Origin of the sequence: Oryzihumus sp. (genome assembly GCF_036391795.1) — a bacterium.
In the GTDB taxonomy this organism is placed as follows: domain Bacteria; phylum Actinomycetota; class Actinomycetes; order Actinomycetales; family Dermatophilaceae; genus Oryzihumus.
Genome location: NZ_DASVZH010000186.1, coordinates 1 through 24,932, shown reverse-complemented (window position 1 = coordinate 24,932; position 24,932 = coordinate 1). Strand labels below are relative to the sequence as shown.

Sequence of the window (24,932 nt, the reverse complement as noted above, 5' to 3'; positions counted from 1 at the left end):
CGAGGCGCCGTGACGGGTATCGCGGTGGTCGCCTTGGGCGGTAACGCCATCATCCCCGCGGGTGAGGCGGGCACCTACGAGCAGCAGCGGGAGCACGCCGACGCGATGGCCCGATCCATCCGTGAGCTGCTGGACGACGGGTGGCGGGTCGTCATCGTGCACGGCAACGGGCCGCAGGTGGGCAACCTCGCGATCCAGCAGGAGAGGGCGCGCGACGCCGTGCCGGAGATGCCGCTGTTCGCCCTGGACGCCATGACGCAGGGCCAGCTGGGCTCCCTCATCGCCATCTCGGTGTACCGGGCCTGCGGCGGGCGCCACCCCGTGGTGGGCATCCTCAGCCACGTGATCGTCGACCTCGCCGACCCCGCGTTCGACCATCCCTCCAAGCCGATCGGGCCGTTCTACACCCAGGCCGAGGCGGCCGGGCTGGCCGCGGACCGCGGCTGGGTGCTCGTCGAGGACAGCGGCCGCGGGTACCGCCGCGTCGTCCCCTCACCGCAGCCCCTCGGCTTCGTGGAGATCCGGGCGCTGCGGTGCCTGCTCGACGCCGGGCACGTGGTGGTGGCCGACGGTGGAGGAGGCATCCCCGTCGCCCGCCGCGGAACCATCTGGGACGGGGTCGACGCGGTCATCGACAAGGACTACGCCGCCGCCGAGCTCGCCCGCCAGCTCGGGGCCGACGCCCTGGTGCTGGTCACGGGGGTCGAGGCCGTGATGGTCGACTTCGGGACGCCCACCCAGCGCCGGCTGGGGCGCGTCGACGTGGCGGATGCCGAGCGCCACCTCTCAGCGGGGCAGTTCCCCGAGGGGAGCATGGGCCCGAAGGTGCGGGCGGCGACGCGGTTCCTGCGCGGCGGGGGACGGCTGGCCGTCATCACCACGGCCTCACTGGCCGCGCCGACCCTGCGCGCCCGGGGGGACGACCCCACCGCCGGCACCCGGATCGTGGCCGCGCTCGACCGGGAGGGGGCCCCGGCGTGACGGTCGAGGTCCGGACGTTCACCGACACCTACGTGGACTCGGTCGTCCAGCTCGAGGCCATGAGGGCCATGCGCCAGACCGAGGGCGTCGAGTGGGCGAGCGCCGCGATGGGGACCCCGGCCAACCTGCAGACCTTCCGCGACCAGCAGGTCGACCCTTCATCCGTGGAGGGAGCCGACCCGAACGACTTCGTGATGGCGGTGCGTGCCGCGACGCACGACGCAGCCGAGCAGGCCCTGGATGCGGGGGAGCGGGCCGCGTTTGCAGCACGACCGGCCTCCGGCGAGCGGGCCGCGGAGCCGGAGCCGAGGACGGTGCGGCAGGCGGTGCAGGCCCAGCCGGGGTCGACCGTGGCGGTCGTCTCGGTTCCCGGGGAGTACGCCCCGCTCGTCACGTTCGAGGCGTTGTCGTCGGGCCTGCACGTGCTGCTGTTCAGCGACAACGTGCCGGTGCACGAGGAGGTGCGGCTCAAGGACCTCGCGCGGTCCAGGGGCCTGCTGGTCATGGGGCCCGGCGCCGGCACGGCGATGCTGGGCGGTGTGGGGCTCGGCTTCGCCAACGTCGTCAGGCCCGGGCGCGTCGGGGTGGTGGCGGCTGCGGGCACCGGCGCGCAGGAGGTCATGTCCCTGCTCGACCGGTGGGGTGCCGGTGTCAGCCAGGTGATCGGGGTCGGCGGCCGCGACCTGTCCGGCGAGGTCGCCGGGCGGACCACCCTCCAGGCGCTCGAGGCCCTGCGCGACGACCCGGGCACCGACGTCATCCTCCTCGTCTCGAAGCCTCCGGCGCCGGACGTCGCGGCGACCGTCCTGGGCGCCGGTGGTGGCACCCCGGTCGTGGCCGCCCTGATCGGGCTGGGTCCGGGTTTCGAGGCCCCGGCAGGGGTCCGGCTCGCCGACACGCTCGAGGGCGGGGTGGTGGCCACGCTGGACGTCCTCGGTCGTCCGGCTCCCGTCACGACCGGGACCGCCGGGCCCACGGTGACCGAGGCCCGTCGCCGGCTCGCGCCGCAGCGGACCCTGGTCCGCGGCCTGTTCTCCGGGGGGACCCTCTGCTACGAGTCCCTGGTCCTCCTCGGCCGGGTGCTGGGCGAGGTCAGGTCCAACGTGCCGATCAACCCGAAGTGGGGGCTGCCGGCCCCTCCGGGGTCGCACCAGTGCCTCGACCTCGGGGAGGAGGAGTTCACCCGCGGCCGGCCCCACCCGATGATCGACGCCGAGGCCCGGCTGGAGGTGCTGGCCGAGCACGCCGCCGACGAGCAGGTGGCGGCGATCGTCGTGGACGTGGTGCTCGGTCGTGGCGCCCACCCCGACCCCGCCGGGGTGCTGGCGCCGGCGTGCGAGGCGGCCATGGCGCGCGGAGGTCCCCAGGTCGTGGCCTACGTCCTCGGCACCGACGGGGACCCGCAGGGCCTGGCTGCGCAGCGGGAGCGGCTGGAAGGTGCGGGCTGCATCGTCACCGAGACCGCGGCGCGGGCCTCCCTGGTCGCGGCCGCAGTCGCCACCGGGGACCAGGACCTGGCGGAGCGGGCGCTGTGAACCCCTCCCGGCCGGGCGCCGGCCTGCCCCGGGTCGCCCTGGTCAGCTACTCGACCAGACCCCGCGGCGGCGTGGTCCACACCCTGTCCCTGGCCGAGGCGATGGTCGACCTCGGTATGCCGGTCCGTGTCGTCTCGCTCGGCGACCAGGAGCAGGGGTTCCATCGACCGGTCCGGGCGCCGTACACCCTGGTCCCGGCCCCGGAGCCACGGCCGACGCTGGAGGAACGCGTGTTCGCCTCGGTCGACGCCCTCGAGGAGGGCCTGCGGGTCCTCGCCGACGAGGTCGACATCCTCCACGCCCAGGACTGCATCTCCGCCCGGGCGGCGGCGCGCGTCCGTGACTCCGGTGCGGACGTCCGGGTGGTGCGCACCGTCCACCACGTCGACGACTTCACCACCCCGGCGCTGGTGGAGTGCCAGCGGCAGGCGATCCTCGAGCCGGACCGGCTGGTGGTCGTCAGCGAGGACTGGCGGGCCCGGCTGCAGGCCGAGTTCGGCAGGTCGGCCAGCGTGATCCACAACGGCGTGGACGCCCGCCGCTTCCCGGCGGTCGACCCCGCAGAGCGGGCGGCGCTGCGGCAGGAGCTGGCGCTGGCCGACCGGTTCGTGTTCCTCGCCGTCGGCGGGATCGAACCGCGCAAGGGCAGCATCCACCTCCTGCGGGCCCTGGCGATCCTGGCCGGCGAGCTGGAGCCCCGTCCCGCCCTGGTCGTCGTGGGCGGGCACTCGTTCCAGGACTACGCCGCCTACCGCGAGGAGGCGCTGGACATGCTGCCGGGGCTCGGGCTGGAGCTCGGCCGCGACGTCATCCTCAGCGGCACGGTGAGCGAGGCCTCGCTGAACCTCCACTACCGCAGCGCCGACGCGCTGGCCTTCCCCTCCGTCAAGGAGGGCTGGGGGCTGGCCGTCCTGGAGGCGATGGCCGCCGGGCTGCCCGTGGTGGCCAGCGACATCGCCGTGCTGCGCGAGTACCTGACCGACCGCGATACCGCCGTCCTGACCCGGGTCGGCGACCCGCGGTCGCTGGCCGCGGGGATGCGGGCGGTGGCAACCGACTCCGCGCTGCGGGACCGGCTGGTCGAGGGAGGCCGGTCGCTGGTGACGCAGTTCGGCTGGGAGCGCGCCGCCCGGGCGCACCGGCGGCTGTACCTCGACGACGTCGACCGGGAGACGTTCGCGGGTGCGACGGAGGGCGACAGACGACACGGTTCGGGCTAGGCCGCGAGCGCGGGCCGTGGCGTTCACCGACGTGTACCGTTGCCGACCGTCGGCCGTACATCATAGGTGCACAGGGATTCACCAAAGTGGATCCGACGGTGCCGTTCGGAGGAGCCTGCATGGCTGAGCGCAGACGCGCATCAGAGGTCCGGAAGCGGCCGGCGCGCCCGGCACGGGTCGGCGAGCACGTCGAGGGCATCGTCGGCGCCATCGGGCCCAAGCTCCAACGGCTCCGGCAGGAACAGCGTCTGTCCCTCCAGCAGCTGGCGGTGCGTGCCGAGGTGTCCGCGGCCGCGATCCACAAGATCGAACGCAACGACATGGTGCCCACCATCACGACGCTGCTGAAGATCTGCGCTGCGCTCGAGCGGCCGGTCAGCTACTTCACCGAGGTCGACGAGGGGGAGCCCGAGCTGGCGACGCTGACCCGCGCCGACGACCGGCAGGGCGTCTTCACCCCTCACCGGGGCCTGCACCTCGCCGGCCTCTCCGGCGGTTACGCGCACTTCAGGGGCGCGGCGGCGATGGCCACCGTGGAACCGGGGGCGTGCAGCGGGGACAAGCCGATGCTGCACCCGGGGGAGGAGCTGGTCCTGCTCACCGCGGGGGCCCTGGTCTTCACCATCGCGGGCACGCGGTTCGAGCTCGGCCCGGGCGACTCCCTGCACTTCGTCGGTGAGCAGCCGCACCAGTGGGCCAACGAGACCTCGGACCCGGCCACCGCCGTCTGGTTCGCCCTGCGCGACTCGTAGGCGCGCTGCCGAGCCCCGGACGGGTCTCCCCGCGGGGCCCCGGCGGCGCCCTGCCCACCCCAGCCGGCGGTGAACCCGGACGGGGTGCTGGACCGTGATGTCCCATGAGGCCGCCTGACGGAGGTGTGTGATGGGACGGACCGGCAAGCACCGCGTGGTGATGGTGGGCGCCGTCGCAGCGCTGCTCACCCTCGCAGCCTGCGGGGGGACCAGCGGTGGCGGGGGTTATGGGGCAGCGCCGGCGACGAGCGCCGCGGCCACGGCGAAGGGGCAGCCGGTGAGCGTGGTCGAGAAGGAGTTCTCGATCGCGCTGACCCCGGCCACGCTGCATGCCGGCACGTACAGCTTCACCGTCCACAACGCCGGCACCTTCGCGCACAACCTGAACATCCAGGGGCCCGGCGTCACCCAGCAGGCGACCGCGACCGTGTCTCCGGGGCAGTCCGCGGTCCTCACCGTGACCCTGCAGCAGGGGTCCTACGAGCTGTGGTGCTCGGTCGACAGCCACAAGGACCGCGGCATGGACCTGAGGGTGAAGGTCGGGTGAGCCGCATGTCCGGGCTGCTGCTGAGGGTCGTGACCGCCGCCGGCCTGGCCGTGGATGCGTTCGTGCACTGGCACCTCGCTGCCCGCTTCGACCCCGTGGTCGGCAGCGGCCGGGTGCAGGTCAGCGAGGGGCAGATGTTCCGGCTGGAGGCGCTGCTGGCGCTGGTGGCAGCGGTACTGGTGCTCCTCGTGCGCCGGCGGTGGGCGGTCCTGCTCGCCTTCGTGGTTGCCCTCGGAGGGGTGGCCGCGGTCCTGCTCTATCGGTACGTCGACGTGGGGGCCGTCGGCCCCCTGCCCGACATGTACGACCCGACCTGGTACCCGGAGAAGACGCTCAGCTTCGTCGCTGAGGCGCTCGCCGCGGCCGCCGCGGGGACGCTGCTGCTCACCCTGAAGCCCGGGAGGCGCAGCGAGGGCGGTCCCGCCCGGCCCGAGGCGAAGGGTGCTCGTCTGCCCCGGGCGTAGCGGCTCAGGCCTGCTCGACCCTCGTCCGCTGGTGGGTCTCGTACATCCGCACCGCCACCACGAGGCCGGAGACGGCGGTGAGGCCGGCGACCACCCAGACAGCGGCGCGCACGCCGAGCGCATCCGCGACGACGCCGGCCAGCAGCGCCCCCACGGCGAAGCCACCGTCACGCCAGAGCCGGTAGATCCCGACCGAGCGGGCGCGCCAGGCAGGGTGGGCGACGTCGCCGATGGAGGCCAGGAGGGTCGGGTAGACCATCGCGGTGCCGGCGCCGAGCAGGACCGCGGCGACCGCCCACAGGGCGAAGGTGTCGCCGACGGCGACCATCGCCAGGGCGAGGGCCTGCAGCCACATGCCTCCGGCGATGAGCCACTTGCGTCCCCACCGGTCGGACAGGGCTCCCGTGAACAGCTGCCCGAGGCCCCACACCGCGGGGTAGAGGGCCGCCAGCACCCCGATGCGCGCGACGGACATGCCGGTGGCGGCGAACAGGACGGGGAACAGCCCCCATGCCAGGCCGTCGTTGAGGTTGTTGACCAGCCCGGCCTGGCTGGCCGAGGACAGCGCGGGCTCGCGGAAGCTGGTCTGGGTGAACACCTGGGCGTCGCTGAGCTCGTCGTGCAGGTGGTCGTGCCGACCGTCGGCGCGGGCCACGTGGCTGGCCGCCTCGAGGCGGGCGTGACCGCGGGTCTCCCGCACGAACACGGTGGACAGCCCCAGGCCGAGCGCGGCGAAGGCGATGCCCAGCAGGAACGGTGCCGGGCGCAGCCCGAAGGCCTGGGCCAGGTAACCGGTGGCCAGGGCGGTGACGGCCAGCGCGCCGTAGCCGGCAGCCTCGTTCAGGCCCATCGCGAACCCGCGCCGGGCCGGGCCGACGAGGTCGATCTTCATGATCACCGTGGTCGACCAGGTCAGGCCCTGGCTGATGCCCAGCAGCACGTTGGCGGCGACGATCAAGCCCCAGCTCGGTGCCCAGATCAGCAGCAGCGGCACCGGCACGGCGACCAGCCACCCGGCCACGAGCACTGGCTTGCGCCCGTAGCGGTCCGACCACGCCCCGGCGACATAGTTCGTCGCCGCCTTGGACGCGCCGAACGCGAGGATGTAGGTGAGGGCTGCGGTGTAGGCCGTGAGGTGGAAGGTGCGCGTGGCCAGCAGCGGCAGCACCGTGCGCTCCTGCCCCAGCATCCCGCCCACCAGGGCGTTCACCGCGACGAGAAGGCTGAACTGGGCCGCGTTGGCGCGCAGCCCGAGGGCCAGCGGCCGGGTCGTCGACCGGTGCAGCGTGGACTCAGGCAAGGGACAGGAAGAGCTTCTCCAGCGCCTCGGTGTCCATCGAGTCGGCGCTGTCGGGGTCGGCCAGGCACTGCTTGAGCCCGCTGGAGATGATCGCGAAGCCGGCCCGGTCGAGGGCACGGTTGACCGCGGCGAGCTGGGTCACGACGTCCTGGCAGTCGCGGCCCTCCTCGATCATCCGCAGCACGCCGCCGAGCTGGCCCTGGGCGCGGCGCAGGCGGTTGAGGACGGGGGCCATCTCGTCCGGGTTGAGCTCGACCATGGGTGCTCCTCGGGTCTGTCGGGTCGTGGGGGTCAGGCGCGCGCGGGCGATGCGCTGAGGGTGTCCAGTGCGGCCGTGAGCCGGGCCGTGGCCTCGTGGGCGACCGGGGCCAGTGCCTCGTTGCCGGTCAGGGCCACCATGGTCTCGGGGTCCAGCGCCTCGACCAACGTCGCGGCGGGACCGATCGAACGCACGACGACGTTGCAGGGCAGCAGCAGCCCGATCGACGGCTCGGCCTGGAGGGCAGCGTGCGCCAGGGGCGGGCGGCAGGCTCCGAGGATGACCTGCGGCTCCACGTCGACGTCGAGCTTGGCCTTCATCGTGGCCCGGATGTCGATCTCGGTCAGGACGCCGAACCCCTGCTCGGCCAGGGCGCCGCGGGTGGCCTCCAGCACCGTCTCGAATGGCTGGTCGACGGTGGTGCTGATCGCGTAGGACGTCACGGTGAGCTCCGGTTCAGGGTTGGAGGGGGTTTCAGGACGCGGTCGGCGGTGGCGCGACCTCCTGAGGGCAAATATACCCACGGGGGTATCAACCGAGCATCCACCGAGGGTGTTCCTGAACGCCCGGTCCACATACCCGGTGGGGTATGTCACAGCCGGCCGGTGCGGGTTGGGGAATGACGCCGCCGGGGGCTAGCGTTGCCGACGGTCAGATACCCCCTGGGGTATGACCTAGTCTGTGAGTGAGGAGCCAGAGACCATGCGTGAAGTGACCCCCGAGGAGTTCGCTGCCGCCCACGCGGACGGCGCCTTCGTCGTGGACGTGCGTGAGCCGGGTGAGTACGTCGGCGGCCACGTGCCCGGAGCCGTCCTGCTGCCGATGAGCCAGCTCGCTGCCCGCCTCGGCGAGGTGCCGCGCGGCGTGCCGCTCTACGTGATCTGCGCCAGCGGAAACCGCAGCAAGTCCATGACCAGCCTGCTCGAGCGCGCGGGGTTCGACGCCTACTCCGTCGCCGGCGGCACCGCCGCCTGGGCGCGTGCCGGCCGCCCGGTGGTCCGCGGCGCCCGCCCGCACGCCGCCTGACCCCTCCCCGACCTCCCCGAAAGGACGTTCACCTGATGGTGACCATCATCCCGATCGACACCCCGACCCTGGGGGACCGCAGCTACGTCGCCCACGACGGCGAGGTTGCCCTCGTCGTCGACCCCCAGCGCGACCTCGACCGCGTCCTCGACGTGGTGCACGAGGCGGGTGTGCGGATCACCCACGTGTTCGAGACGCACCTCCACAACGACTACGTCACCGGCGGCCTGGCCCTGGCGAAGGTGACCGGCGCGGCATACCACGTGAACGCGGACGACGACGTCTCCTACGACCGCGTCCCGGTCCGCGACGGCGACGTGGTCGAGGTGAGCCCGGCGCTGCGGGTCCGCGTCATCGCCACCCCCGGGCACACCTACACCCACCTGTCCTATGCCCTGGAGGCCGACGGCGAGCAGGTCGGGGTCTTCTCCGGCGGGTCGCTGCTGTTCGGCTCCACCGGCCGCCCGGACCTGCTCGGCCCGGAGCACACCCAGGCGCTGGTGCACCACCAGTACCACTCGGCGAACCGGCTGGCCGCCGAGCTGCCCGAGCAGGCACAGGTGCTGCCCACGCACGGCTTCGGCAGCTTCTGCTCGGCCACCCAGTCCGAGGCGACGTCCTCGACGATCGGCCAGGAGAAGCGCACCAACCCTGCCCTGACCCAGGCCGAGCAGGAGTGGGTCGATGAGCTGCTCGGCGCCCTCGACGCCTGGCCTGCCTACTACGCCCACATGGGCCCGGCCAACGCCGCCGGACCGGATGCGGCCGACCTGAGCGCCCCCACGACCGCCGACAAGGACGAGCTGCGCCGCCGGCTCGAGGCGGGGGAGTGGCTCGTGGACCTGCGCAACCGGACCGCGTTCGCCGCCGGGCACGTCCGCGGCACCTTCAACTTCGGTGTCGACGGACAGCTCGCCACCTACCTCGGCTGGCTCATCCCGTGGGGCACCCCCGTGACGCTGCTCGGGGAGACCCCCGAGCAGGTGGCCGAGGCCCAGCGGGAGCTGGTCCGCATCGGCATCGACCGTCCCGAGGCGTCCGCCACCGGCTCCCCGGAGCAGTGGACCGACGAGCCGCTCGGCAGCTTCCGGACCGCGACGTTCGCCGACCTCGCCCAGGTGCGCCACCACCGCGCTGTCGCCGTCGTGGACGTGCGGCGCACCCCGGAGTGGGACGAGGCCCACATCGACGGTGCGGTGAGCATCCCGCTGCACGAGCTCCTCGACCGGCTGGACGAGGTCCCCGACGGTGAGCTCTGGGTGCACTGCGCCGGCGGTTACCGCGCCTCCATCGCCACGTCGATCCTGGCCCGCGCCGGCCACCACGTGGTGGCGGTCGACGACTCCTTCGAGGAGCAGGCTGCGTCCGCCGGCCTGCCCATCGTGACCGCCCAGCAGCGCGTCTCCGTCGGCTGACCCGCGCAGGGGAGCCGGCGTCCTCCCGCGATGCCGGCTCCCTCGGCGGTCCCGAGTCGACCGCCGCCCGCGCCCGCGTAACCCCACGGACGGAGATACTTCTCGTGCTTGCCCTGGCCATCCCCATCGGCCTGCTCATCGGCCTCAGTCTCGGCGCCCTCGGCGGCGGCGGTTCGATCCTGACCGTCCCGGCCCTGGTCTACCTGCTGGGCCAGGACACCAGGAGCGCCACCACCGGCTCGCTGCTCATCGTCGGTGTCACCGCCCTGGCCGGGCTGGCTGCGCATGCCCGCGAAGGACGCGTCCGCGTCGCCCAGGGGCTGGTCTTCGGCGTGCTCGGCGTCGCGGGCTCCTGGGTCGGCTCACGCCTGTCCGCCAGCGTCCCGCCGAACGTGCTGCTCACCGCCTTCTCGGCGCTCATGCTCGTCGTGGCGACCGTCATGTACGCCCGGAGCCGCGGCTCCCGGCACACCCCGGCGGACACCGCGACGGACGCCGCGACAGGCGCCGTGGACGTGTCGCAGACCCCGGTCGTGTCCTTCGCGCCGCTGCGGATCGACCGGACCCGCGCCCTCCGGGTGCTGGTCACCGCCACCGCGGTGGGCCTGCTGACCGGGTTCTTCGGCGTCGGCGGCGGGTTCGCCGTCGTCCCCGCCCTCGTGCTCGCCCTCGGCTTCGCCATGCCGGTGGCGGTGGGCACCTCGCTGCTGGTCATCGCCGTCAACAGCGCCTCGGCGCTCCTGGCCCGGGCCGGGCAGGGGATGCACCTGGACTGGGTCCTGCTGGGCACGTTCACCCTGGCCGCCATCGTCGGCAGCGTCCTCGGCGGTCGCGTCGCCTCACGGGTCCCACCGCGGACGCTGTCGCGAGCCTTCACCGTGCTGCTCGTCCTCGTGGCCCTCTACACGGCAGCCCGCAGCGTGCCCCAGCTCCTTTGACCATGACTGGGCTCCCGACCGAACACGCCCAGCCCGCACCACCGCAACGACAGGAACAGCAACTACACATGACCCTCGCCCCCACCCGCACCAAGCCCACCCGCATCACCCCCGAGGAGCTGCGCGACTGGATGGCCACGAAGGAGGCTCCCCGCGTGCTCGATGTCCGGTCCCCGGCCGAGTTCTCCTCGAGCCACGTCGCCGGTTCCTACAACGTCCCCCTGGACCTGCTGCGCGAGCACCGCCACGAGCTGCGTGACCACCTCGACCAGGACGTCGTCCTGATCTGCCGCTCGGGCGCCCGCGCCGGCCAGGCCGAGACCCTGCTGGCCGAGGTCGGACTGCCGAACCTGCACGTCCTGGACGGCGGGGTCCTCGCCTGGGAGCAGGCCGGAGCGCCGCTCATCCGCGGCCGCGCGCGCTGGGACCTCGAGCGCCAGGTGCGCCTCGTCGCCGGCTCGCTCGTCCTCGGCGGTGTGCTCGCCAGCATCGTGTGGCCGCCGGCCAGGTGGTTGTCCGGCGCCGTCGGCGGCGGTCTGGCGTTCGCCGCCGTGACCAACAGCTGCGCCATGGGCATGCTCCTGTCCCGGCTGCCGTACAACCAGGACAGCACCACCGACCTGGACAGCGTCCTGACCGCTCTGGCTGACCACCCGGCCGCCTGAGCCCCGGAACGGCGCCACGGACCCAACCGGCACCGACCCCTGCGGGAGCCGGCCAGGGTCCGTGGCGTCTCCATGTCCGGGCGACGACGTCGAGCTCCTGTGCCTGCCGTTGGCGTCGTCGTTGGCCGTCAGCCGGCCTCGGTGATGGCGACACCCATGAACACGGCGCCGAGCGCGCCGAGGAGGCCGACCGCACCCCAGACTCCCCGCGCCGCAGGGGTCTTCGCCGCGGTGTGCAGTGCGGCACCGAGGCCGGACAGGGCGACCAGGACGAGCTTCACGACCAGCGCGCCGGGGTGCTTGCCCTGGGTGTGCTCGACGGCCAGGTTCCACATGCCGGTGATCAGCAGGACGGCGAACGCCGGCCATGCCACGCGGGCGAAGGCGTTGGCTGCGACCGAGGTGGTGGCCGGCGCTGCGCGGCGCAGGGGCCCGACGAGCGCGGCCAGCACGATCTGTCCGCCGACCCACACCGTCGCGGCGAGCACGTGGAGCGTCAGGCGGAGGACATCAAGGTCAAAGGGCACCATCCCGCCATCCAACACGACCGCGAGGGCGTGAGGGCCCTGCGGTCGGTGTCCTTGGTCCCTGTCCCGCCCCACGGCCGGGCGGTCCACTGAGGGGGACCGGACCAACTGGAGGTGTCCCATGGTGAGCGCCCTCGCGGCTGATACTGCCGGAACCTACGTCCACTGGGGGTGGGTCCAGATCTCCGTGGCCAACCTGGTGGTCATCGGACTGATGCTCGTCATCTTCGCTGCCGCAGTCCTCCTGCCGCTCGGGCGCCACCCCGAGCGCTACGAGACCGAGGACCAGCAGTGACCACGGCCGACGGCAGGCTCGCCCGCGTCGGTGGTGACACCGAACGGCCGAGCTGGACCGCCAGGCTGCGCGGGCGGATCTCGCGCACGGTGCCGCCGGGACAGGCGCTCCCGGACCGCCAGCCGGCCTACGTCGCCTCTGCCATCTACGTCTTCGGCGTGCTGACGCTGGCGGCGTTCGTCGTCGTGCTCGTCACGGGTGGCCTGCTCGCCATCGGAGGCTCGGTCTGGTGGCACACCTCAGGACTGGGCCACTACGTGAACTCGCTGCACCTGTGGAGCGTCGAGCTGTTCTTCGCATTCATGGTGATCCACCTCTGGGGCAAGTTCTTCATGGCGGCCTGGCGCGGCCACCGCGCGCTGACGTGGATGACCGGCGTGGTCTGCTTCCTCGGCTCGATCGGCACCGCCTTCACCGGCTACCTCGTGCAGAGCAACTTCGACTCCCAGTGGATCGGCACGCAGGCCAAGGACGGGCTGAACTCCGTCGGTGTCGGGGCGTACTTCAACGTGCTCAACCCGGGCCAGATGCTGCTGTGGCACGTCGTGCTGCTGCCCCTCGTGGTCGGTGTCATCACCGTCCTGCACCTGGTGCTGGTGCGCCGGCACGGCGTCGTCGCCCCGATCGGCGAGGAGGACTGAGGTCATGACCGCCATCGCGATCAAGCCGACCCGGCCCTACGACCTGGTCAAGGAGTTCGTCATCGCCCTTGCGGTGGTGGCGCTGCTGACGGTGGGCCTGGCGGCCATCTTCTCCTCGCCGGACGAGAAGGCGATCACGTTGCAGAGCTGGGCCAAGCAGACGCCCAACGACGTCGTCGCCACCGCCACGGCCGAGCTCGCCGGCACCTCCGGGAGCGCGACCTACGGTCCGCCGTACAACTCCAACGCCGTCGGCCAGACCCTTGGCCCGCTCAAGCTGCAGCAGTGGGCCGGGGTGACCACCCCGGTGAACTCGGCCAACGACCTGGTCATCACGCCACTGTCCCAGCTGCAGGGCAGCCCGCTGCTGAGCCTGGCCCTGGCCACGTGGCGGAACGCTTCCGCGGACCAGCAGACGAAGTGGGCCACGGCATACTCCGACGCGCTGGGCAAGGCTCCCGACGGCAACCCCGCAGCGGTCGCACGTGGCAGCTACGGCCCGGTGCCCGTCCTGACCACGGCCTACCTGCAGCAGGCCCAGGCCGGTGGGCTCGACGGCGTGCTGGCCGAGCCCGGGTTCTACGGCGGCAACTCGACGAAGTCCTTGCTGCTGCTCGCCGACGGGAGCTACCTGGAGGACCAGGCCCGCGCCCGCAACCTCGGCGGTGACCAGTGGGGGATGATGAACGAGACCGGCAACTACCCCGGTCAGCCGTGGTTGTGGCTCTACACCTTCTGGTACCAGGTGCCGCCGTTCTCCACCTCCGACAACGCCGACGCCCAGGTCTGGGCGCTGATGGCGATCCTGTCGCTGGCCCTGCTCCTGCTGCCGTTCATCCCGGGGCTGCGCTCGCTGCCGAAGTACCTCGGGGTCTACCGCCTCATCTGGCGTCGGCACTACCGGGCCCACCCGCTGCGCTGACCTCGCCGTGACGGCGGTCGTGGCACCACGACCGTTGCGGTCGCGACGGATCCACCGTCGCGACCGCCGTCATGTCCTGGGGCCGGATGCCCAGCCCGACCAGCGCGTGACCTCCGCACGGACCACCGGGCCGGTCGGAGGTCTGGCGGCGTACGCGGGGTAGCGCGCGACGAGCCACGCGATGGCCTGCGACCACTGCGGTCCGTCCGCGACCACCGTTGCGCGGGCGTCCGCGCGCACCCACCACAGCCGGTCCCAGTCGTCCTCGTAGTGGTCGAGCAGCAAGGAGACGGAAGGGTTCTCGACGATGTTCGCCAGCCGGCGCAGCCGGGTCGTCGTCTTGGGCTTGTGGTCCACCGCGCTCACCACGACGTCACCGACCAGGGCGAAGGTCACCGGCACGAGGTGCGGCTGCCGGTCCGCCCCGCAGGTGCCCAGCACCACCCGGCGGGCGGCGCCGAACCGCTCGCGACACTCCGACTCGTCCAGGCGCACACCCCCAGCCTCCCAGCCCCGCCCCGGACAGCAGGTATGCCGCGCCCCCGGTGAGGGGCGCGGCATACCTGGCTGGGTGGTTCAGACGGTGGCGAGCTCGCGCTCGCGGTCGGGGTCCGGGTCGCCGCCGTGGTCGTCGGCGGCGGTCTCGTCGAACGGGACCAGGCCGCTGAGGACCTCCTCGGCGCGGCCCTTGTCGATCTCCCCGGTCCACGTGCCGATGAGCACCGTGGCCACGGCGTTGCCGGCGAAGTTGGTCAGCGCCCGGGCCTCGGACATGAAGCGGTCGATGCCGACGATGATGCCGACGCCGTCGACCAGGTCGGGCCGGTGCGACTGCAGGCCGCCGGCCAGCGTGGCCAGCCCGGCGCCGGTGACCCCGGCCGCGCCCTTGGAGGCGATGACCATGAACACCAGCAGCGAGACCTGCTCGCCGATCGACATGGGCTTGCCGAGCGCGTCGGCGACGAACAGCGACGCCATGGTCAGGTAGATCGCGGTGCCGTCGAGGTTGAAGGAGTAGCCGGTGGGCACGGTGATGCCGACGACGGGGCGGGAGATGCCCAGGTGCTCCATCTTGGCGATCAGCCGCGGCAGCGCGGTCTCCGAGGACGACGTGGACAGGATCAGCAGGAACTCGCGGCCGAGGTAGCGCAGCAGCCGGAAGATCGAGACGCCGGCGACCAGGCGCAGCAGGGTGCCCAGCACCACGATCACGAAGATCGCGCAGGTGGCGTAGAAGCCGAGCATGACCTGGGCCAGGGAGACCAGCGCCTTGGCGCCGGTCGCCCCGACGAGCGCGGCCATGGCGCCGAACGCGCCGACAGGGGCTGCCCACATGACCATGGCGAGCACCCGGAAGACGACCTTCTGCAGGCTCTCGACCGCGGCGAGGGCGGGTGCCCCCTTCGCGCCGAGGGACTGGATCGCGAAGCCGACCAGCAGGGCGACGAACAGCGCCTGCAGCACCTGCCCCTCGGTGAGGGAGGAGAACAGCGTGGTGGGGATGATCCCGAGGATGAAGTCGGTGGTCGTGCCGGCCTCACCGCTGACCTGCTTGTGCCCGGTGGCGGCCAGGGCCTTGGTCAGGTGCAGCCCCGACCCGGGGTGGATGAGGTTGCCGACGACCAGGCCGATGGCGAGGGCGACGGTCGACATCACGAGGAAGTAGCCGATCGCCAGCCCGCCGACCTTGCCGACCTGGGTCGCCTTCCGGATCGAGCCGACGCCGAGCACGATCGTGCAGAAGATGACCGGGGTGATCATCATCTTGACGAGGTTCACGAAGCCGGTGCCGATCGGCTTCAGGCCCACCGCGAAGTCGGGGGCGACGAGCCCCACGACCACGCCGAGGACCACGGCGACGATCACCGCGACGTAGAGCCAGTGGGTTCTGTCGCGCCGCCGGCCGGTGACCGGCGCGGTCGGCGCTGAGGGGGTGCTGGACATGCTTCCTCCCGGGCAGACCCGGTATGCCGTGTGGCCACCGGGGTCGGACGTGTCGGGGTCGAGGGTGCGCCGGGTCGGTGGCTAGGGTCACCGTTGTGTTCATTGAGTTCGTGGCCCGGGTCATGGGCCGCGCTCCGGCAGCGCCGTGACCAGCCCGCGCCGGTGGAGCCTGGCGGCCCAGATCTTCGCCGCACAGGTGCTGGTGGCCGTGCTGGTGCTGGCCGGCGGGCTGGCAGGCGCCTACGTGCAGGCGAGCCACGCCGGCGAGCAGCAGGCCACGTCCCGGGTGCTGGCGGTGGCGCACACGGTCGCGGCCACCCCGCTGGTCGTGCAGGCGGTGGGCACGGCCGACCCCACCCGCACGCTGCAGCCGCTGGCCGTGCGGGTGCAGCGCGCCACCGGCACCGACTTCGTCGTGGTGATGAGCCCCACCGGACGGCGGTGGACGCACCCGGATCCGCGGCAGATCGGGCGGCAGTTCATCGGGCACATCGCCGCCGCGGCCGCGGGGCACGATCTCACCGAGACCTACACCGGCACGCTGGGCCCGTCGGTCCGCGCGGTGGTGCCGGTGCGCGACGGCACCGGCGCGGTCACGGGCCTGGTGTCGGTGGGGATCCGGCAGACGGCGGTCGCCGCCGCCGTGGCCTCCCAGCTGCCCGAGCTGCTCGTGGCGGCAGCCCTGGCGGCGGTGCTCTTCGGCACGGGCAGCTGGCTGGTCGCCCGCAGGCTGCGCCGGCAGACCGGAGGGCTGGGCGCGGCCGAGCTGCAGGAGATGGCCGAGTACTACGACGCGGTGCTGCACTCGGTGCGCGAGGGCCTGCTGCTCATCGACGGCGCCGGGCGGGTGCGCCTGGTCAACGACGAGGCGCGGCGACTGCTCTCGCTGCCCGGGTCGGTCGTCGGCCGGCCGGTCACCGAGGTCGGGCTGGCCCCGAGCCTGACCGCGACGCTGGCGTCGGGGGAGCCGCGCGAGGACGAGCTGCACGTCACCGACGCCCGGGTCCTGGTGCTCAACCAGGCCCGCGCCAGCTGGCAGGGACGCGACCTCGGAACGGTGACGACCCTGCGCGACCGCACCGACCTGGAGGCGCTCACCGGCGAGCTGGACTCGGCGCGCGGGCTGGCCGAGGCGCTGCGCTCACAGGCCCACGAGTCGGCCAACCGGCTGCACACCGTGGTGTCGCTGATCGAGCTCGGCCGCTCGGACGAGGCGCTGACGTTCGCGACCGGTGAGCTGGCCGTGTCGCAGCGGCTCACCGACGAGGTGGTCGCCTCGGTCCAGGAGCCGGCGCTCGCGGCCCTGCTGCTCGGCAAGGCCGCGCAGGCCGGCGAGCGGGGCGTCGAGCTGGAGGTCGAGGGCAGCGGCCTGCCCGAGGGAGTGGTCCCCTCGCGGGACCTGGTGACCATCGTCGGCAACCTCGTCGACAACGCGCTCGAGGCCGTCTCCGGCCAGCCCGGCCCGCGTCGAGTCCGGGTGGCCACCGACTGGCAGGACGGCTGTGCGGTGCTGACCGTCAGCGACACCGGGCCGGGCCTGCCGCCGGAGGACCTCGAGCGCGCGTTCGCCCGCGGCTGGTCGACCAAGGCCGGCGGCGGCCCCGGCGGCCGGGGCCTGGGCCTCGCGCTCGTGCGGCAGTCCGTGCTGCGGCTCGGCGGCACCCTGTCGGTGGAGGGACCGCCCGGGGCGACGTTCGTCGTCCGGCTCCCGGCGACGGTGGGGGAGGACGCGTGAGTGCCGATCTGCGGGTGCTGGTGGTCGAGGACGAGCAGGTGGCCGCCGATGCCCACACCACCTACGTCGGCCGCGTGCCGGGGTTCGTCGTGGTGGGCACCGCGCGGACCGGCCAGGCCGCGTTGCAGGTGCTGGGCGACCGGCCGGTGGACCTGGTGCTGCTCGACATGCACCTGCCCGACATCGCCGGGCTCGACGTCGTCCGGGCCATGCGGGCCGCCGGCCACCGGGCCGACGTCATCGCGGTCACGTCCGCCCGCGACCTGCCGACGGTCCGCAACGCCGTCTCGATGGGCGTGGTGCAGTACCTGCTCAAGCCGTTCGCCTTCGCCTCCCTGCGCGAGCGGCTCGAGCGGTACCGGGACTACCGCAGCCACGTCGACACGGCCGGGTCGCTGGCCACGCAGCACGACCTCGACCAGATGCTCGGCGGCCTGCGCGCCGGAGGCCCGGCCCACCTGCCCAAGGGCATCGCCGGGGAGTCACTGGCCGAGGTGGCGCGGGTGCTGCGGGAGTCGCCGTCCGGGGCGTCGGCCAGCGAGGTCGCCGAGCGCCTGGGCATGTCGCGGGTGACGGCACGCCGCTACCTGGAGCACCTCGGCGACAGCGGGCTCGCGCTGCGCCGGTCGCGCTATGCCGGGCCGGGACGTCCCGAGGTGGAGTACCGCTGGGGAGGTTGACCCGGGTGTCGGGTTGGTCTGCCGGCCGCGACGGTCAGCCGAGCTCGGGCCCGCGCACCAGCTCGACCCGGACGCTCTCGCCCGGGCGGGCCTGGGCCAGCAGGTCGCAGTCCTCCTCGAACACCACGGCGACCACCGGGTAGCCGCCGGTCGTCGGGTGGTCGGCGAGGAACACCAGCGGCTGCCCGGAGGGCGGCACCTGCACGGCGCCGCGCAGCACCCCCTCGCTGGCCAGCTCCTCGTGCCGGTGCCGTTCGAGCACCGGTCCGGACAGGCGCACGCCGACGCGGTCGCTGTCACCGGTGACCGTCCAGCAGACGCCGGTCAGGACGCGGGCGCCGGGGGGCCCGAACCAGTCGTCGCGGGGCCCGGGCACGGCGCGGACCACGAGGCCGCCGGGGCTGGCGCCGTGCAGCCGCGGCACGTCCGAGCTGCGCAGGGCCGCCACGGGAGCGGCGTCGGCGACGTGCAGCGCCGAGCCCACGGCCAGCGGCTCCGGGCCGATGCCGGAGAGGGTGTCGCGACTGCCACTGCCGAACACCTGCTCCGCCGCGAGCCCGCCCCGGACGGCGAGGTAGCTGCGCAGGCCCGTGGCCGGCATACCGAGGCGCAGCAGCGACCCGGCCGGGACGAAGGCGGGGGCGCAGAAGTCCACCGCGCGGTCGTCCACCTGGACCAGCAGCGGCGCTCCGGTGACCGCGACGGTGACGTCGGCGGTCGCGCGCAGGGCGAGGCCGCCGGCGAGCACCTCGACGGCCAGGGCGCCGTCGACGTTGCCCACGAGCCGGTTCGCCGTGCGCAGCGACCCGCGGTCGGCAGCGCCGCTGGGGCTGACGCCGAGGTGGGCGTGCCCCGGGCGGCCGAGGTCCTGCAGCAGGGCCAGCGGGCCGACCCGCTCGACGGTCAGGGCGCGGCGGCTCATGCGCGGCCCTCGTCGACGAAGCGCACCGTCGTGCCGGGCGTGAGCAGGGCGGGCGTCGGCCGGGTGGTGTCCCACATGGCCACCGAGGTGGTGCCGATGAGCTGCCAGCCGCCGGGGGAGGAGCGGGGGTAGACGCCGGTGTACTGGTCCGCCAGTGCCACCGCGCCGGCCGGGATGCGCGGCCGGGGGTCGCGGCGCCGGGGGACGGCGAGATCATCGGCCTCGCCGGTGAGGTAGCCGAATCCCGGTGCAAAACCACAGAACTCGACGGTCCAGACCTGCCCGGTATGCCGGGTGACCACCTCCGTGGGTGACATCCCGAGCGTGGCGGCCACCTCCGCGAGGTCCTCGCCGTCGTAGCGCACCGGCACCTCGAGCGGCTCGGCCTCGTCGCCGGCGTGGGTGTCCTCGGCCAGGGGCAGGGAGCGCACCCGGGCCGTGACCGCGCGGGCGTCGGCGCCGGGCTCGAGCACGAGCAGCACGGTCCTGGCGGCGGGCACGTGCTCCCGCACGCCGGCGAGGGGGTGGGCACGCAGCGCCGCGTCCAGACGGCGTCGCGTGGCGGCGTCGTCGAGCTCGACGAGGACCGCGCCCAGGCCGCACGGCAGGAAGCGCACGTCAGCCGCCGGTGAACGCGCGCAGGGTCACGCCGGCGGCGTCGAGGCGCTCGCGGACCGCCCGGGCGATGGTCACGGCGCCGGGGGAGTCGCCGTGGACGCACACGGAGTCGACCTCGAGGGTGACGACCGAGCCGTCGACCGCCTCGACCTCGCCGAGGGTGACCATGCGCACGACGCGCTCGGCGACGACGGCGGGGTCGTGGATCACGGCGCCGGGCTCGCGGCGGGAGACCAGGGTGCCGGCGGGGGTGTAGGCGCGGTCGGCGAACGCCTCGCGCACGGTGCGCAGCCCGCGCGCGGCGGCCGCGGCGAGCAGCACAGAGCCGGGCAGGCCGAGCAGCGGCAGGGCGGGGTCGTAGGCGGCGACCGCCCGGACCACGGCGGCGGCCTGCTCCTCGTGGTGGACGACGGCGTTGTAGAGCGCCCCGTGCGGCTTGACGTAGGAGACGGCCGTCCCGTGGCTGCGCGCGATGCCGTCGAGGGCGCCGAGCTGGTAGAGCACGTCGGCGTAGAGCTCCTCGGGCGCCATGTCGATGAACCGCCGGCCGAAGCCGCCGAGGTCGGCGTAACCCACCTGCGCGCCCACGGCCACCCCGCGCTCGGCGGCGGTCGAGCACGTGGCCACGAGGGTCGCCGGGTCGCCGGCGTGGAACCCGCAGGCGACGTTGGCCGAGGTGACCAGGTGCAGCAGGGCGTCGTCGTCGCCGAGCTCCCAGCGGCCGAACGACTCGCCGACGTCGGCGTTGAGATCCACGCTCCTCTGGTCCACCATGTCGCCAGATTGTTCAACAACCCGTCACCGTGTCAAGGTGCGACCCCAGGAGCTGAGATGGCTGAGTCCGCCGCGTCCCGTGCCGCCGACCGCCTGCGCGCCGCCGTCCTCGAGGGAGAGCTGCGCCCGGGCGAGCGGCTTGACGAGGCCGGCCTGGGCGCCCGCCTGCAGGTCAGTCGCAACACCCTGCGGGAGGCGTTCCGGCTGCTGGGGCACGAGCACGTCGTGGAGCACGAGCCCAACCGGGGGGTTTTCGTGCGCAACCTGTCGCTGGAGGAGGCGCGCCAGCTCTACCAGACCCGCCGGCTGCTCGAGGTCGGCGCCGTACGGGAGGCGGCCGTGGCCCGCGCAGGCGTCGACACGCTGGAGACCGCGGATCGGCTTGTCGCGCAACGCCGCTGGACGGCAGCAGTGGGCCAGGTCGAGGAGGCTGCCGCGGAGGGCCGGGTGGCGGCGCGGCGGGGCGACTACGAGGCCGTCGGCACCGCCAACGGGCGCTTCCACCTGGCCCTGGCCGCGCTGGCGGGCAACGAGGTGCTCGACCGGACCCTGCGCACGATCCTGACCGAGATGCGGCTGCTGTTCGTGGTGGTCGCCGACCCCCGCTCGGTGCACGGGCGCTACGTGGAGGCCAACGCGCGCATCGCCGACCTCGTGACGGCCGGCGAGGTGGTCCGGGCCGCGGTGGCGCTGGAGGAGTACCTGCTCGGCTCGGAGGCGCACCTGCTCGAGCTCTACGCGTCCCATTTCTCCGGATCATGAGAAATGTCGGCTGTGCCCCTTGTGGCGATTGTTGAACGACTCCTAGGGTGGCGGGCCATCAAGGGTGCGTCCGCAGGGGGACGCTCCTGCTGACCCGAAACCCGAGGTGCTGCCCATGTGGGTGCTGCTCGCGGTAGCCGTCGTCGTCGTCGGCTTCGCCCTCAGACTCAACGCGATGCTCGTGGTCACCGTCGCCGGCGTGACGGCCGGACTCATCTCCGGCATGACCCCGATGAAGATCCTCGACACCTTCGGCACCGGCTTCGCCGGCTCCCGCTCGGTGACCGTCTTCATCGTGGTGCTGCCGGTGATCGGCCTGATCGAGCGCTACGGCCTGCAGCACCAGGCCCGCCGGATGATCTCGCGGCTCGCCGGCATGACCGTGGGCCGGCTGCTCGCCGCCTACCTGCTCGTGCGGCAGGGCACCGCCGCCCTGGGCCTCATGGCCGTGGGCGGCCCGGCCCAGGCGGTCCGGCCGATCGTCGCGCCGATGTCGGAGGCCGCCGCGGAGCGCCGCCACGGCCCGCTCAGCGAGCCGATGCGGGAGAAGATCCGCTCGTATGCCGCGTCCGCGGACACCGTGGGCCTGTTCTTCGGCGAGGACATCTTCGTCGCGGTCGGGTCGATCCTGCTGATCACCGGGTTCGTCGACACGACCTACCACCTCAAGCTCGACGCGCTGCAGGTGGCGCTGTGGGCCATCCCCACCGCCATCTGCGCGCTGCTCATCCACGGCGCCCGGATGCTCTGGCTGGACCGCAGCCTGGGGCGCATGACCGGGGTGGGCGCCCCCACCAGCGACGCCGACGCCGTCACGACGGGAGCAGGTCGATGATCAAGGTCGAGTGGTTCTACTGGCTGGTCGCCTTCTTCTTCCTGGTGGTCGCGGTCGTGCGGCTCACCGACCGCGAGGCGCCGCGGCGGCACGCCAGCGCGGCGTTCTGGGCGCTGCTGGCGTTCACCTTCGTCTACGGCAGCGCCGTCACCGCCGGGGCCGGCCCGGCCTGGGTCGAGGGCGTGGCCGTGATCGGCCTCGCCGTCCTGGCCGGCTTCGGCCTGCCCCGCAAGGGCACCGAGCGGACCACGACCGACGCCGAGCGTGAGCGGCTGGCCACCCGGTTCGGGCCGACGCTGTTCATCCCCGCCCTCGTCGTCCCGGCGGTGGCCGTGGTCTTCGGGGCATGGCTGGCCAAGGTCAAGTACGGCGACGGCCTGCTGCTGGAGAAGGGGTCGGCCACGGTCATCGGCCTCGGCGTCGCCGCCGTGGTCGCGCTCGTGGTCGCGATGCTGATGTTCCGCCCCGGTTCGGTCGCCGTGCCGTTCCGGGAGGGCGACCGCCTGCTCGGGCACATCGGCTGGGCCGCGATCCTGCCGCAGTTCCTGGCCACCTTGGGCCTGCTGTTCCAGGCGGCCGGCGTCGGCGACGCGGTCAAGGGCATCACCGACGGCATCCTGCCCAAGGGCTCTCTCATCGCCGCCGTCACCGTCTACTGCGTGGGCATGGCGCTGTTCACCATGATCATGGGCAACGCCTTCGCCGCCTTCCCGGTGATGACCGCCGCGGTCGGCTGGCCGCTGCTGGTCCAGCAGTTCCACGGCCAGCCGGCGGTGGTCTTCGCGGTCGGCATGCTCGCCGGCTTCTGCGGCACGCTGTGCACGCCCATGGCCGCCAACTTCAACCTCGTCCCGGCCGCGCTGCTCGAGCTCAAGGACACCTACGGCCCGATCAAGGCACAGGTGCCCACCGCCATCCCGCTGCTGGCGTGCAACGTCGCGGTCATGGCCGTCTTCGCCTTCCCGCGATGAGTGCCGGCGACTGGGCGCAGACGATCCTGCGCGTCCTGGACACCCCGTGGCCCTACAACGCCGCGCACAGCTCGCTGGGGTCGGACGACGTGGACGTCACCCCGCAGCGGCTGCACCCGGCGTTCCACGGCAGCCTGGACTGGCACTCCTCGACGCACATGCAGTGGTCGGCGGTGCGGATGCTCTCCGGGGCCGCCGGGCCGCTCGACCCGGCCACCACCGAGGCGCTGGCGGCTGTCCTCGACGACCGGCTGGCACCCGGAGCGGGCGCGGCGGAGGCGGCCTATCTGCGGCAACGTCCCTCGTTCGAGCGCCCCTACGGCTGGGCGTGGGCGGCGATGCTGGCCGCCGCCACACGCGACTGCCCGCACCCGCGCGCCACCACCTGGGCGCGGGCCACCACGCCGCTGGCCGAGGCGGTCGCCGACCTCGTCCTCGCCTGGCTGCCCCGGCTGACCCACCCGGTCCGGCACGGCGTGCACAGCAACACCGCGTTCGGGTGTGCCCTGATGCACGAGGCGTTCACGGCGCTGGGCCGCGACGACGTCGTGGCCGCACTCACCGCCGCGGCGCGAGGCTGGTTCGGTGCCGACACGGCCTACCCCGCGTGCTGGGAGCCCAGCGGCAACGACTTCCTCTCCCCGGCACTGTGCGAGGCGGACCTCCTGCGCCGCGTCCTGCCCGCGGGGGAGCGGTCGACGTGGCTGGAGGCCTTCCTGCCCGGGCTGGGGGCGGCCGGCGACCCGCTGCTGTCCGTGCCGGAGGTGCGCGACCGGACCGACGGCCAGATGGTGCACCTCTTCGGGCTCGCCCTGTCGCGCGCCTGGCAGCTGCGCGAGCTCGCCCCGCTGGTCCCGGACGCGGACCGGCGGGCCCGGATGCTGGCCGCCGCCGACACCCAGGCGAGCGCGGTCGAGGCGGAGATCATCAACGGGGACTTCATGTCCACGCACTGGCTTGTTTCCTTCGCCCTGCTGGCCGAGGGAGCCCGACCGGCCTAGTCGGCCATCGCCTTGATGACCGTCACCGCGGTGGTCAGCCCCGCCGGGTCGTCGGAGCGAGCCGCCCACCGTGCCTGCTCGACCTCACGGACCAGCGTCCACGCGCGGGTGCGGTCCTCGTCGAGGCCGGCGTGCTCGCACACCAGCGACAGGCGACGCCGCAGGTGCCGGCGCGCGTCGTGGCTGGCGACCACCTCGTCCCAGCGGTTCCACAGCAACGGCGCGACCGCGAATGCCGGGTCGGCGGCCATCGGCTTGGGGTCGATCGCCAGCCACGGCGTGCGCTCGGCGGCGAGCACGTTGGCGTAGTGCAGGTCGGTGTGCACCAGCCGTGCGTCGGTGGTGGTCTCCTGGGCCAGGTCCGTGGCCAGCGACCGGGCCTGCTCCACGAACCGGCGGGGGATGCCCTCGGGGCCGGCCGGGAGCTGCGCCACCAGCGTCCGCGCCCAGTCCGAGAGGCGGGGCAGCTGCGGCAGGGCGGGCCGGTCGAGGTGGGAGAGCAGGTCACCGGCGACCGCGCAGGCCTCGTCCAGCGGGCGGCTGTGCAGGTCGCGGTCGGCGTCCAGCCGTTCGAGCAGGAGGCCCCAGCGGGCCGGGTCGGCGGCCAGCAGGCGGACCGCGCCGTCACCGTCCCAGGCCCGCAGGGCGAGGTGCTCGTAGCGGGCCTCGTCGTGGGGCCAGGTCACCTTGAGCACGGCTTCGGTGCGGGCCTGGCGCACCGGGACGACGAGGGCGCAGACCCCGTGCCTGCTCGGCCCGTCGGGCTCGAGCTGCCACTGCTCCAGGAGCTCACCGACCAACCGGGGCAGCCGGCGGAGCCACCGGTCGCCGTCCTCGCCCGGGCCGCCGGCCCCGTCGCCCTCGGCCGCTCGCCCGGCGACAGCCGCGCGGAAGGCGTCGGGGACCAGCTCGCTCACGGCGCACTCAGGCCGGGGAAGGCCGCGAGCGGCGAGCCCCACCTGGTGCCGAGGACCGCGGTCTCGGCCGTCCAGCGGACCAGGCCGGTCAGGGCCTGCTCGTTGCCCGCGGCGCCGCGAGTTTCGGCCGCCAGGGTGGACAGGAGCCCGGCCACGAGGTGGGCCGCCAGGCGGCGGGCGCCGGCGGGGGTCGTCACCGGGGACGGCAGCGGGTAGCCGAGCGGTGGCGGTGTCGCGGCGTCCCCGGCCAGCGTGACCAGCGCCGTCTCGCGGTGGCGCAGCTGTG

At 73.7% G+C, this 24,932-nt stretch carries 30 protein-coding genes; 19 read left to right on the top strand and 11 right to left on the bottom strand.

Annotated elements, in window-relative coordinates; all coding sequences use genetic code 11:
• Nucleotides 1–9 precede the first annotated feature (9 nt).
• From VF825_RS11110 to VF825_RS11085, 6 genes are all read left to right on the top strand, one after another.
• The gene (locus VF825_RS11110; RefSeq protein WP_331113192.1) at nt 10–981 is read left to right on the top strand and encodes a carbamate kinase; all 972 of its coding nucleotides are present in this window, start codon (nt 10–12) and stop codon (nt 979–981) included.
• Nucleotides 978–2,516: a hypothetical protein gene (locus VF825_RS11105; protein ID WP_331113190.1), complete on the top strand. Its 1,539-nt coding sequence runs from the start codon at nt 978–980 to the stop codon at nt 2,514–2,516. The genes VF825_RS11110 and VF825_RS11105 overlap by 4 nt, the downstream gene beginning before the upstream one ends.
• Entirely contained in the window at nt 2,513–3,736 is a 1,224-nt protein-coding gene (locus VF825_RS11100) for an MSMEG_0565 family glycosyltransferase (RefSeq protein ID WP_331113188.1), read from the top strand. The genes VF825_RS11105 and VF825_RS11100 overlap by 4 nt, the downstream gene beginning before the upstream one ends.
• A gap of 119 nt (nt 3,737–3,855) precedes the next feature.
• Nucleotides 3,856–4,488 carry a helix-turn-helix domain-containing protein gene (locus tag VF825_RS11095; protein ID WP_331113186.1) on the top strand — a complete coding sequence of 211 codons (633 nt, stop codon included), beginning with the start codon at nt 3,856–3,858 and terminating at the stop codon, nt 4,486–4,488.
• Between the two features lie 130 nt (nt 4,489–4,618).
• Nucleotides 4,619–5,035 carry a multicopper oxidase domain-containing protein gene (locus VF825_RS11090; RefSeq protein ID WP_331113184.1) on the top strand — a complete coding sequence of 139 codons (417 nt, stop codon included), beginning with the start codon at nt 4,619–4,621 and terminating at the stop codon, nt 5,033–5,035.
• Nucleotides 5,032–5,499: a hypothetical protein gene (locus tag VF825_RS11085; protein WP_414695825.1), complete on the top strand. Its 468-nt coding sequence runs from the start codon at nt 5,032–5,034 to the stop codon at nt 5,497–5,499. Before VF825_RS11090 ends, VF825_RS11085 begins: the two co-directional genes overlap by 4 nt.
• A 4-nt stretch (nt 5,500–5,503) precedes the next feature.
• On the opposite strand, the gene VF825_RS11080 is transcribed toward VF825_RS11085, so the two are convergent.
• Genes VF825_RS11080 through VF825_RS11070 form a run of 3 tightly spaced genes read right to left on the bottom strand, consistent with a single transcriptional unit; the run spans nt 5,504 to nt 7,501 of the window.
• Complete coding sequence (locus tag VF825_RS11080; RefSeq protein WP_331113181.1) at nt 5,504–6,799, bottom strand: MFS transporter; 1,296 nt, start codon at nt 6,797–6,799, stop codon at nt 5,504–5,506.
• On the bottom strand, nt 6,792–7,058 hold the full coding sequence (locus VF825_RS11075; protein ID WP_331113179.1) for a metal-sensitive transcriptional regulator: 267 nt from the start codon (nt 7,056–7,058) through the stop codon (nt 6,792–6,794). The genes VF825_RS11080 and VF825_RS11075 overlap by 8 nt, the downstream gene beginning before the upstream one ends.
• A gap of 32 nt (nt 7,059–7,090) precedes the next feature.
• Nucleotides 7,091–7,501 (bottom strand): DUF302 domain-containing protein, encoded by a 411-nt coding sequence (locus VF825_RS11070; protein ID WP_331113177.1) that lies wholly within the window; start codon nt 7,499–7,501, stop codon nt 7,091–7,093.
• 259 nt (nt 7,502–7,760) lie between these two features.
• Here VF825_RS11070 and VF825_RS11065 point away from each other — a divergent pair, with 259 nt between their 5' ends.
• From VF825_RS11065 to VF825_RS11050, 4 genes are all read left to right on the top strand, one after another.
• Nucleotides 7,761–8,084, top strand: a complete 324-nt coding sequence (locus VF825_RS11065; RefSeq protein ID WP_331113175.1) for a rhodanese-like domain-containing protein — start codon at nt 7,761–7,763, stop codon at nt 8,082–8,084.
• A 35-nt stretch (nt 8,085–8,119) separates the two neighbouring features.
• Nucleotides 8,120–9,499 (top strand): MBL fold metallo-hydrolase, encoded by a 1,380-nt coding sequence (locus VF825_RS11060; protein ID WP_331113173.1) that lies wholly within the window; start codon nt 8,120–8,122, stop codon nt 9,497–9,499.
• A 104-nt stretch (nt 9,500–9,603) separates the two neighbouring features.
• The gene (locus VF825_RS11055; protein ID WP_331113171.1) at nt 9,604–10,437 is read left to right on the top strand and encodes a sulfite exporter TauE/SafE family protein; all 834 of its coding nucleotides are present in this window, start codon (nt 9,604–9,606) and stop codon (nt 10,435–10,437) included.
• 68 nt (nt 10,438–10,505) lie between these two features.
• Nucleotides 10,506–11,102 (top strand): rhodanese-like domain-containing protein, encoded by a 597-nt coding sequence (locus VF825_RS11050; RefSeq protein ID WP_331113169.1) that lies wholly within the window; start codon nt 10,506–10,508, stop codon nt 11,100–11,102.
• A 128-nt stretch (nt 11,103–11,230) separates the two neighbouring features.
• On the opposite strand, the gene VF825_RS11045 is transcribed toward VF825_RS11050, so the two are convergent.
• The gene (locus VF825_RS11045; protein WP_331113167.1) at nt 11,231–11,632 is read right to left on the bottom strand and encodes a hypothetical protein; all 402 of its coding nucleotides are present in this window, start codon (nt 11,630–11,632) and stop codon (nt 11,231–11,233) included.
• A gap of 121 nt (nt 11,633–11,753) precedes the next feature.
• Here VF825_RS11045 and VF825_RS11040 point away from each other — a divergent pair, with 121 nt between their 5' ends.
• Genes VF825_RS11040 through VF825_RS11030 form a run of 3 tightly spaced genes read left to right on the top strand, consistent with a single transcriptional unit; the run spans nt 11,754 to nt 13,487 of the window.
• Nucleotides 11,754–11,924, top strand: coding sequence for a hypothetical protein (locus VF825_RS11040; RefSeq protein ID WP_331113165.1), 171 nt, complete (start codon nt 11,754–11,756; stop codon nt 11,922–11,924).
• On the top strand, nt 11,921–12,565 hold the full coding sequence (locus VF825_RS11035; RefSeq protein ID WP_331113163.1) for a cytochrome b N-terminal domain-containing protein: 645 nt from the start codon (nt 11,921–11,923) through the stop codon (nt 12,563–12,565). The genes VF825_RS11040 and VF825_RS11035 overlap by 4 nt, the downstream gene beginning before the upstream one ends.
• A gap of 4 nt (nt 12,566–12,569) precedes the next feature.
• On the top strand, nt 12,570–13,487 hold the full coding sequence (locus VF825_RS11030; protein WP_331113161.1) for a hypothetical protein: 918 nt from the start codon (nt 12,570–12,572) through the stop codon (nt 13,485–13,487).
• Between the two features lie 69 nt (nt 13,488–13,556).
• Here VF825_RS11030 and VF825_RS11025 read toward each other — a convergent pair whose 3' ends face one another.
• On the bottom strand, nt 13,557–13,982 hold the full coding sequence (locus VF825_RS11025) for a TIGR03668 family PPOX class F420-dependent oxidoreductase (protein ID WP_331113159.1): 426 nt from the start codon (nt 13,980–13,982) through the stop codon (nt 13,557–13,559).
• An 81-nt stretch (nt 13,983–14,063) separates the two neighbouring features.
• Nucleotides 14,064–15,431: a cation:dicarboxylate symporter family transporter gene (locus tag VF825_RS11020; protein WP_331113156.1), complete on the bottom strand. Its 1,368-nt coding sequence runs from the start codon at nt 15,429–15,431 to the stop codon at nt 14,064–14,066.
• A gap of 145 nt (nt 15,432–15,576) precedes the next feature.
• On the opposite strand from VF825_RS11020, the gene VF825_RS11015 reads away from it, so the two are divergent.
• Together VF825_RS11015 and VF825_RS11010 are read left to right on the top strand one after the other, a co-directional pair.
• On the top strand, nt 15,577–17,166 hold the full coding sequence (locus VF825_RS11015) for a sensor histidine kinase (RefSeq protein ID WP_331113154.1): 1,590 nt from the start codon (nt 15,577–15,579) through the stop codon (nt 17,164–17,166).
• Nucleotides 17,163–17,846 (top strand): response regulator, encoded by a 684-nt coding sequence (locus VF825_RS11010; RefSeq protein WP_331113152.1) that lies wholly within the window; start codon nt 17,163–17,165, stop codon nt 17,844–17,846. Before VF825_RS11015 ends, VF825_RS11010 begins: the two co-directional genes overlap by 4 nt.
• Nucleotides 17,847–17,880: 34 nt before the next feature.
• Here VF825_RS11010 and VF825_RS11005 read toward each other — a convergent pair whose 3' ends face one another.
• From VF825_RS11005 to VF825_RS10995, 3 genes are read right to left on the bottom strand one after another with little or no spacing between them, the layout of a single operon-like run.
• Complete coding sequence (locus VF825_RS11005; RefSeq protein ID WP_331113150.1) at nt 17,881–18,768, bottom strand: biotin-dependent carboxyltransferase family protein; 888 nt, start codon at nt 18,766–18,768, stop codon at nt 17,881–17,883.
• Complete coding sequence (locus VF825_RS11000; protein ID WP_331113148.1) at nt 18,765–19,385, bottom strand: allophanate hydrolase subunit 1; 621 nt, start codon at nt 19,383–19,385, stop codon at nt 18,765–18,767. The genes VF825_RS11005 and VF825_RS11000 overlap by 4 nt, the downstream gene beginning before the upstream one ends.
• Nucleotide 19,386: 1 nt before the next feature.
• The gene (locus tag VF825_RS10995; RefSeq protein WP_331113146.1) at nt 19,387–20,160 is read right to left on the bottom strand and encodes a 5-oxoprolinase subunit PxpA; all 774 of its coding nucleotides are present in this window, start codon (nt 20,158–20,160) and stop codon (nt 19,387–19,389) included.
• A 57-nt stretch (nt 20,161–20,217) separates the two neighbouring features.
• Between VF825_RS10995 and VF825_RS10990 the strand changes: the two genes are divergently transcribed.
• The 4 genes from VF825_RS10990 to VF825_RS10975 all read left to right on the top strand — a co-directional run bounded on the left by VF825_RS10990 (nt 20,218) and on the right by VF825_RS10975 (nt 23,729).
• Complete coding sequence (locus tag VF825_RS10990; protein WP_331113144.1) at nt 20,218–20,922, top strand: GntR family transcriptional regulator; 705 nt, start codon at nt 20,218–20,220, stop codon at nt 20,920–20,922.
• 115 nt (nt 20,923–21,037) lie between these two features.
• On the top strand, nt 21,038–21,757 hold the full coding sequence (locus VF825_RS10985) for a DUF969 domain-containing protein (protein WP_331113142.1): 720 nt from the start codon (nt 21,038–21,040) through the stop codon (nt 21,755–21,757).
• Entirely contained in the window at nt 21,754–22,728 is a 975-nt protein-coding gene (locus tag VF825_RS10980; RefSeq protein WP_331113140.1) for a DUF979 domain-containing protein, read from the top strand. Before VF825_RS10985 ends, VF825_RS10980 begins: the two co-directional genes overlap by 4 nt.
• Nucleotides 22,725–23,729 (top strand): DUF2891 family protein, encoded by a 1,005-nt coding sequence (locus VF825_RS10975; RefSeq protein WP_331113138.1) that lies wholly within the window; start codon nt 22,725–22,727, stop codon nt 23,727–23,729. The genes VF825_RS10980 and VF825_RS10975 overlap by 4 nt, the downstream gene beginning before the upstream one ends.
• On the opposite strand, the gene VF825_RS10970 is transcribed toward VF825_RS10975, so the two are convergent.
• Nucleotides 23,726–24,646 (bottom strand): aminoglycoside phosphotransferase family protein, encoded by a 921-nt coding sequence (locus tag VF825_RS10970; RefSeq protein ID WP_331113136.1) that lies wholly within the window; start codon nt 24,644–24,646, stop codon nt 23,726–23,728. The two genes, VF825_RS10975 and VF825_RS10970, sit on opposite strands and share 4 nt — an antisense overlap.
• A partial coding sequence (locus VF825_RS10965; protein WP_331113134.1) for a DUF4439 domain-containing protein occupies nt 24,643–24,932 on the bottom strand: 290 nt, incomplete at its 5' end. The genes VF825_RS10965 and VF825_RS10970, both read right to left, overlap by 4 nt.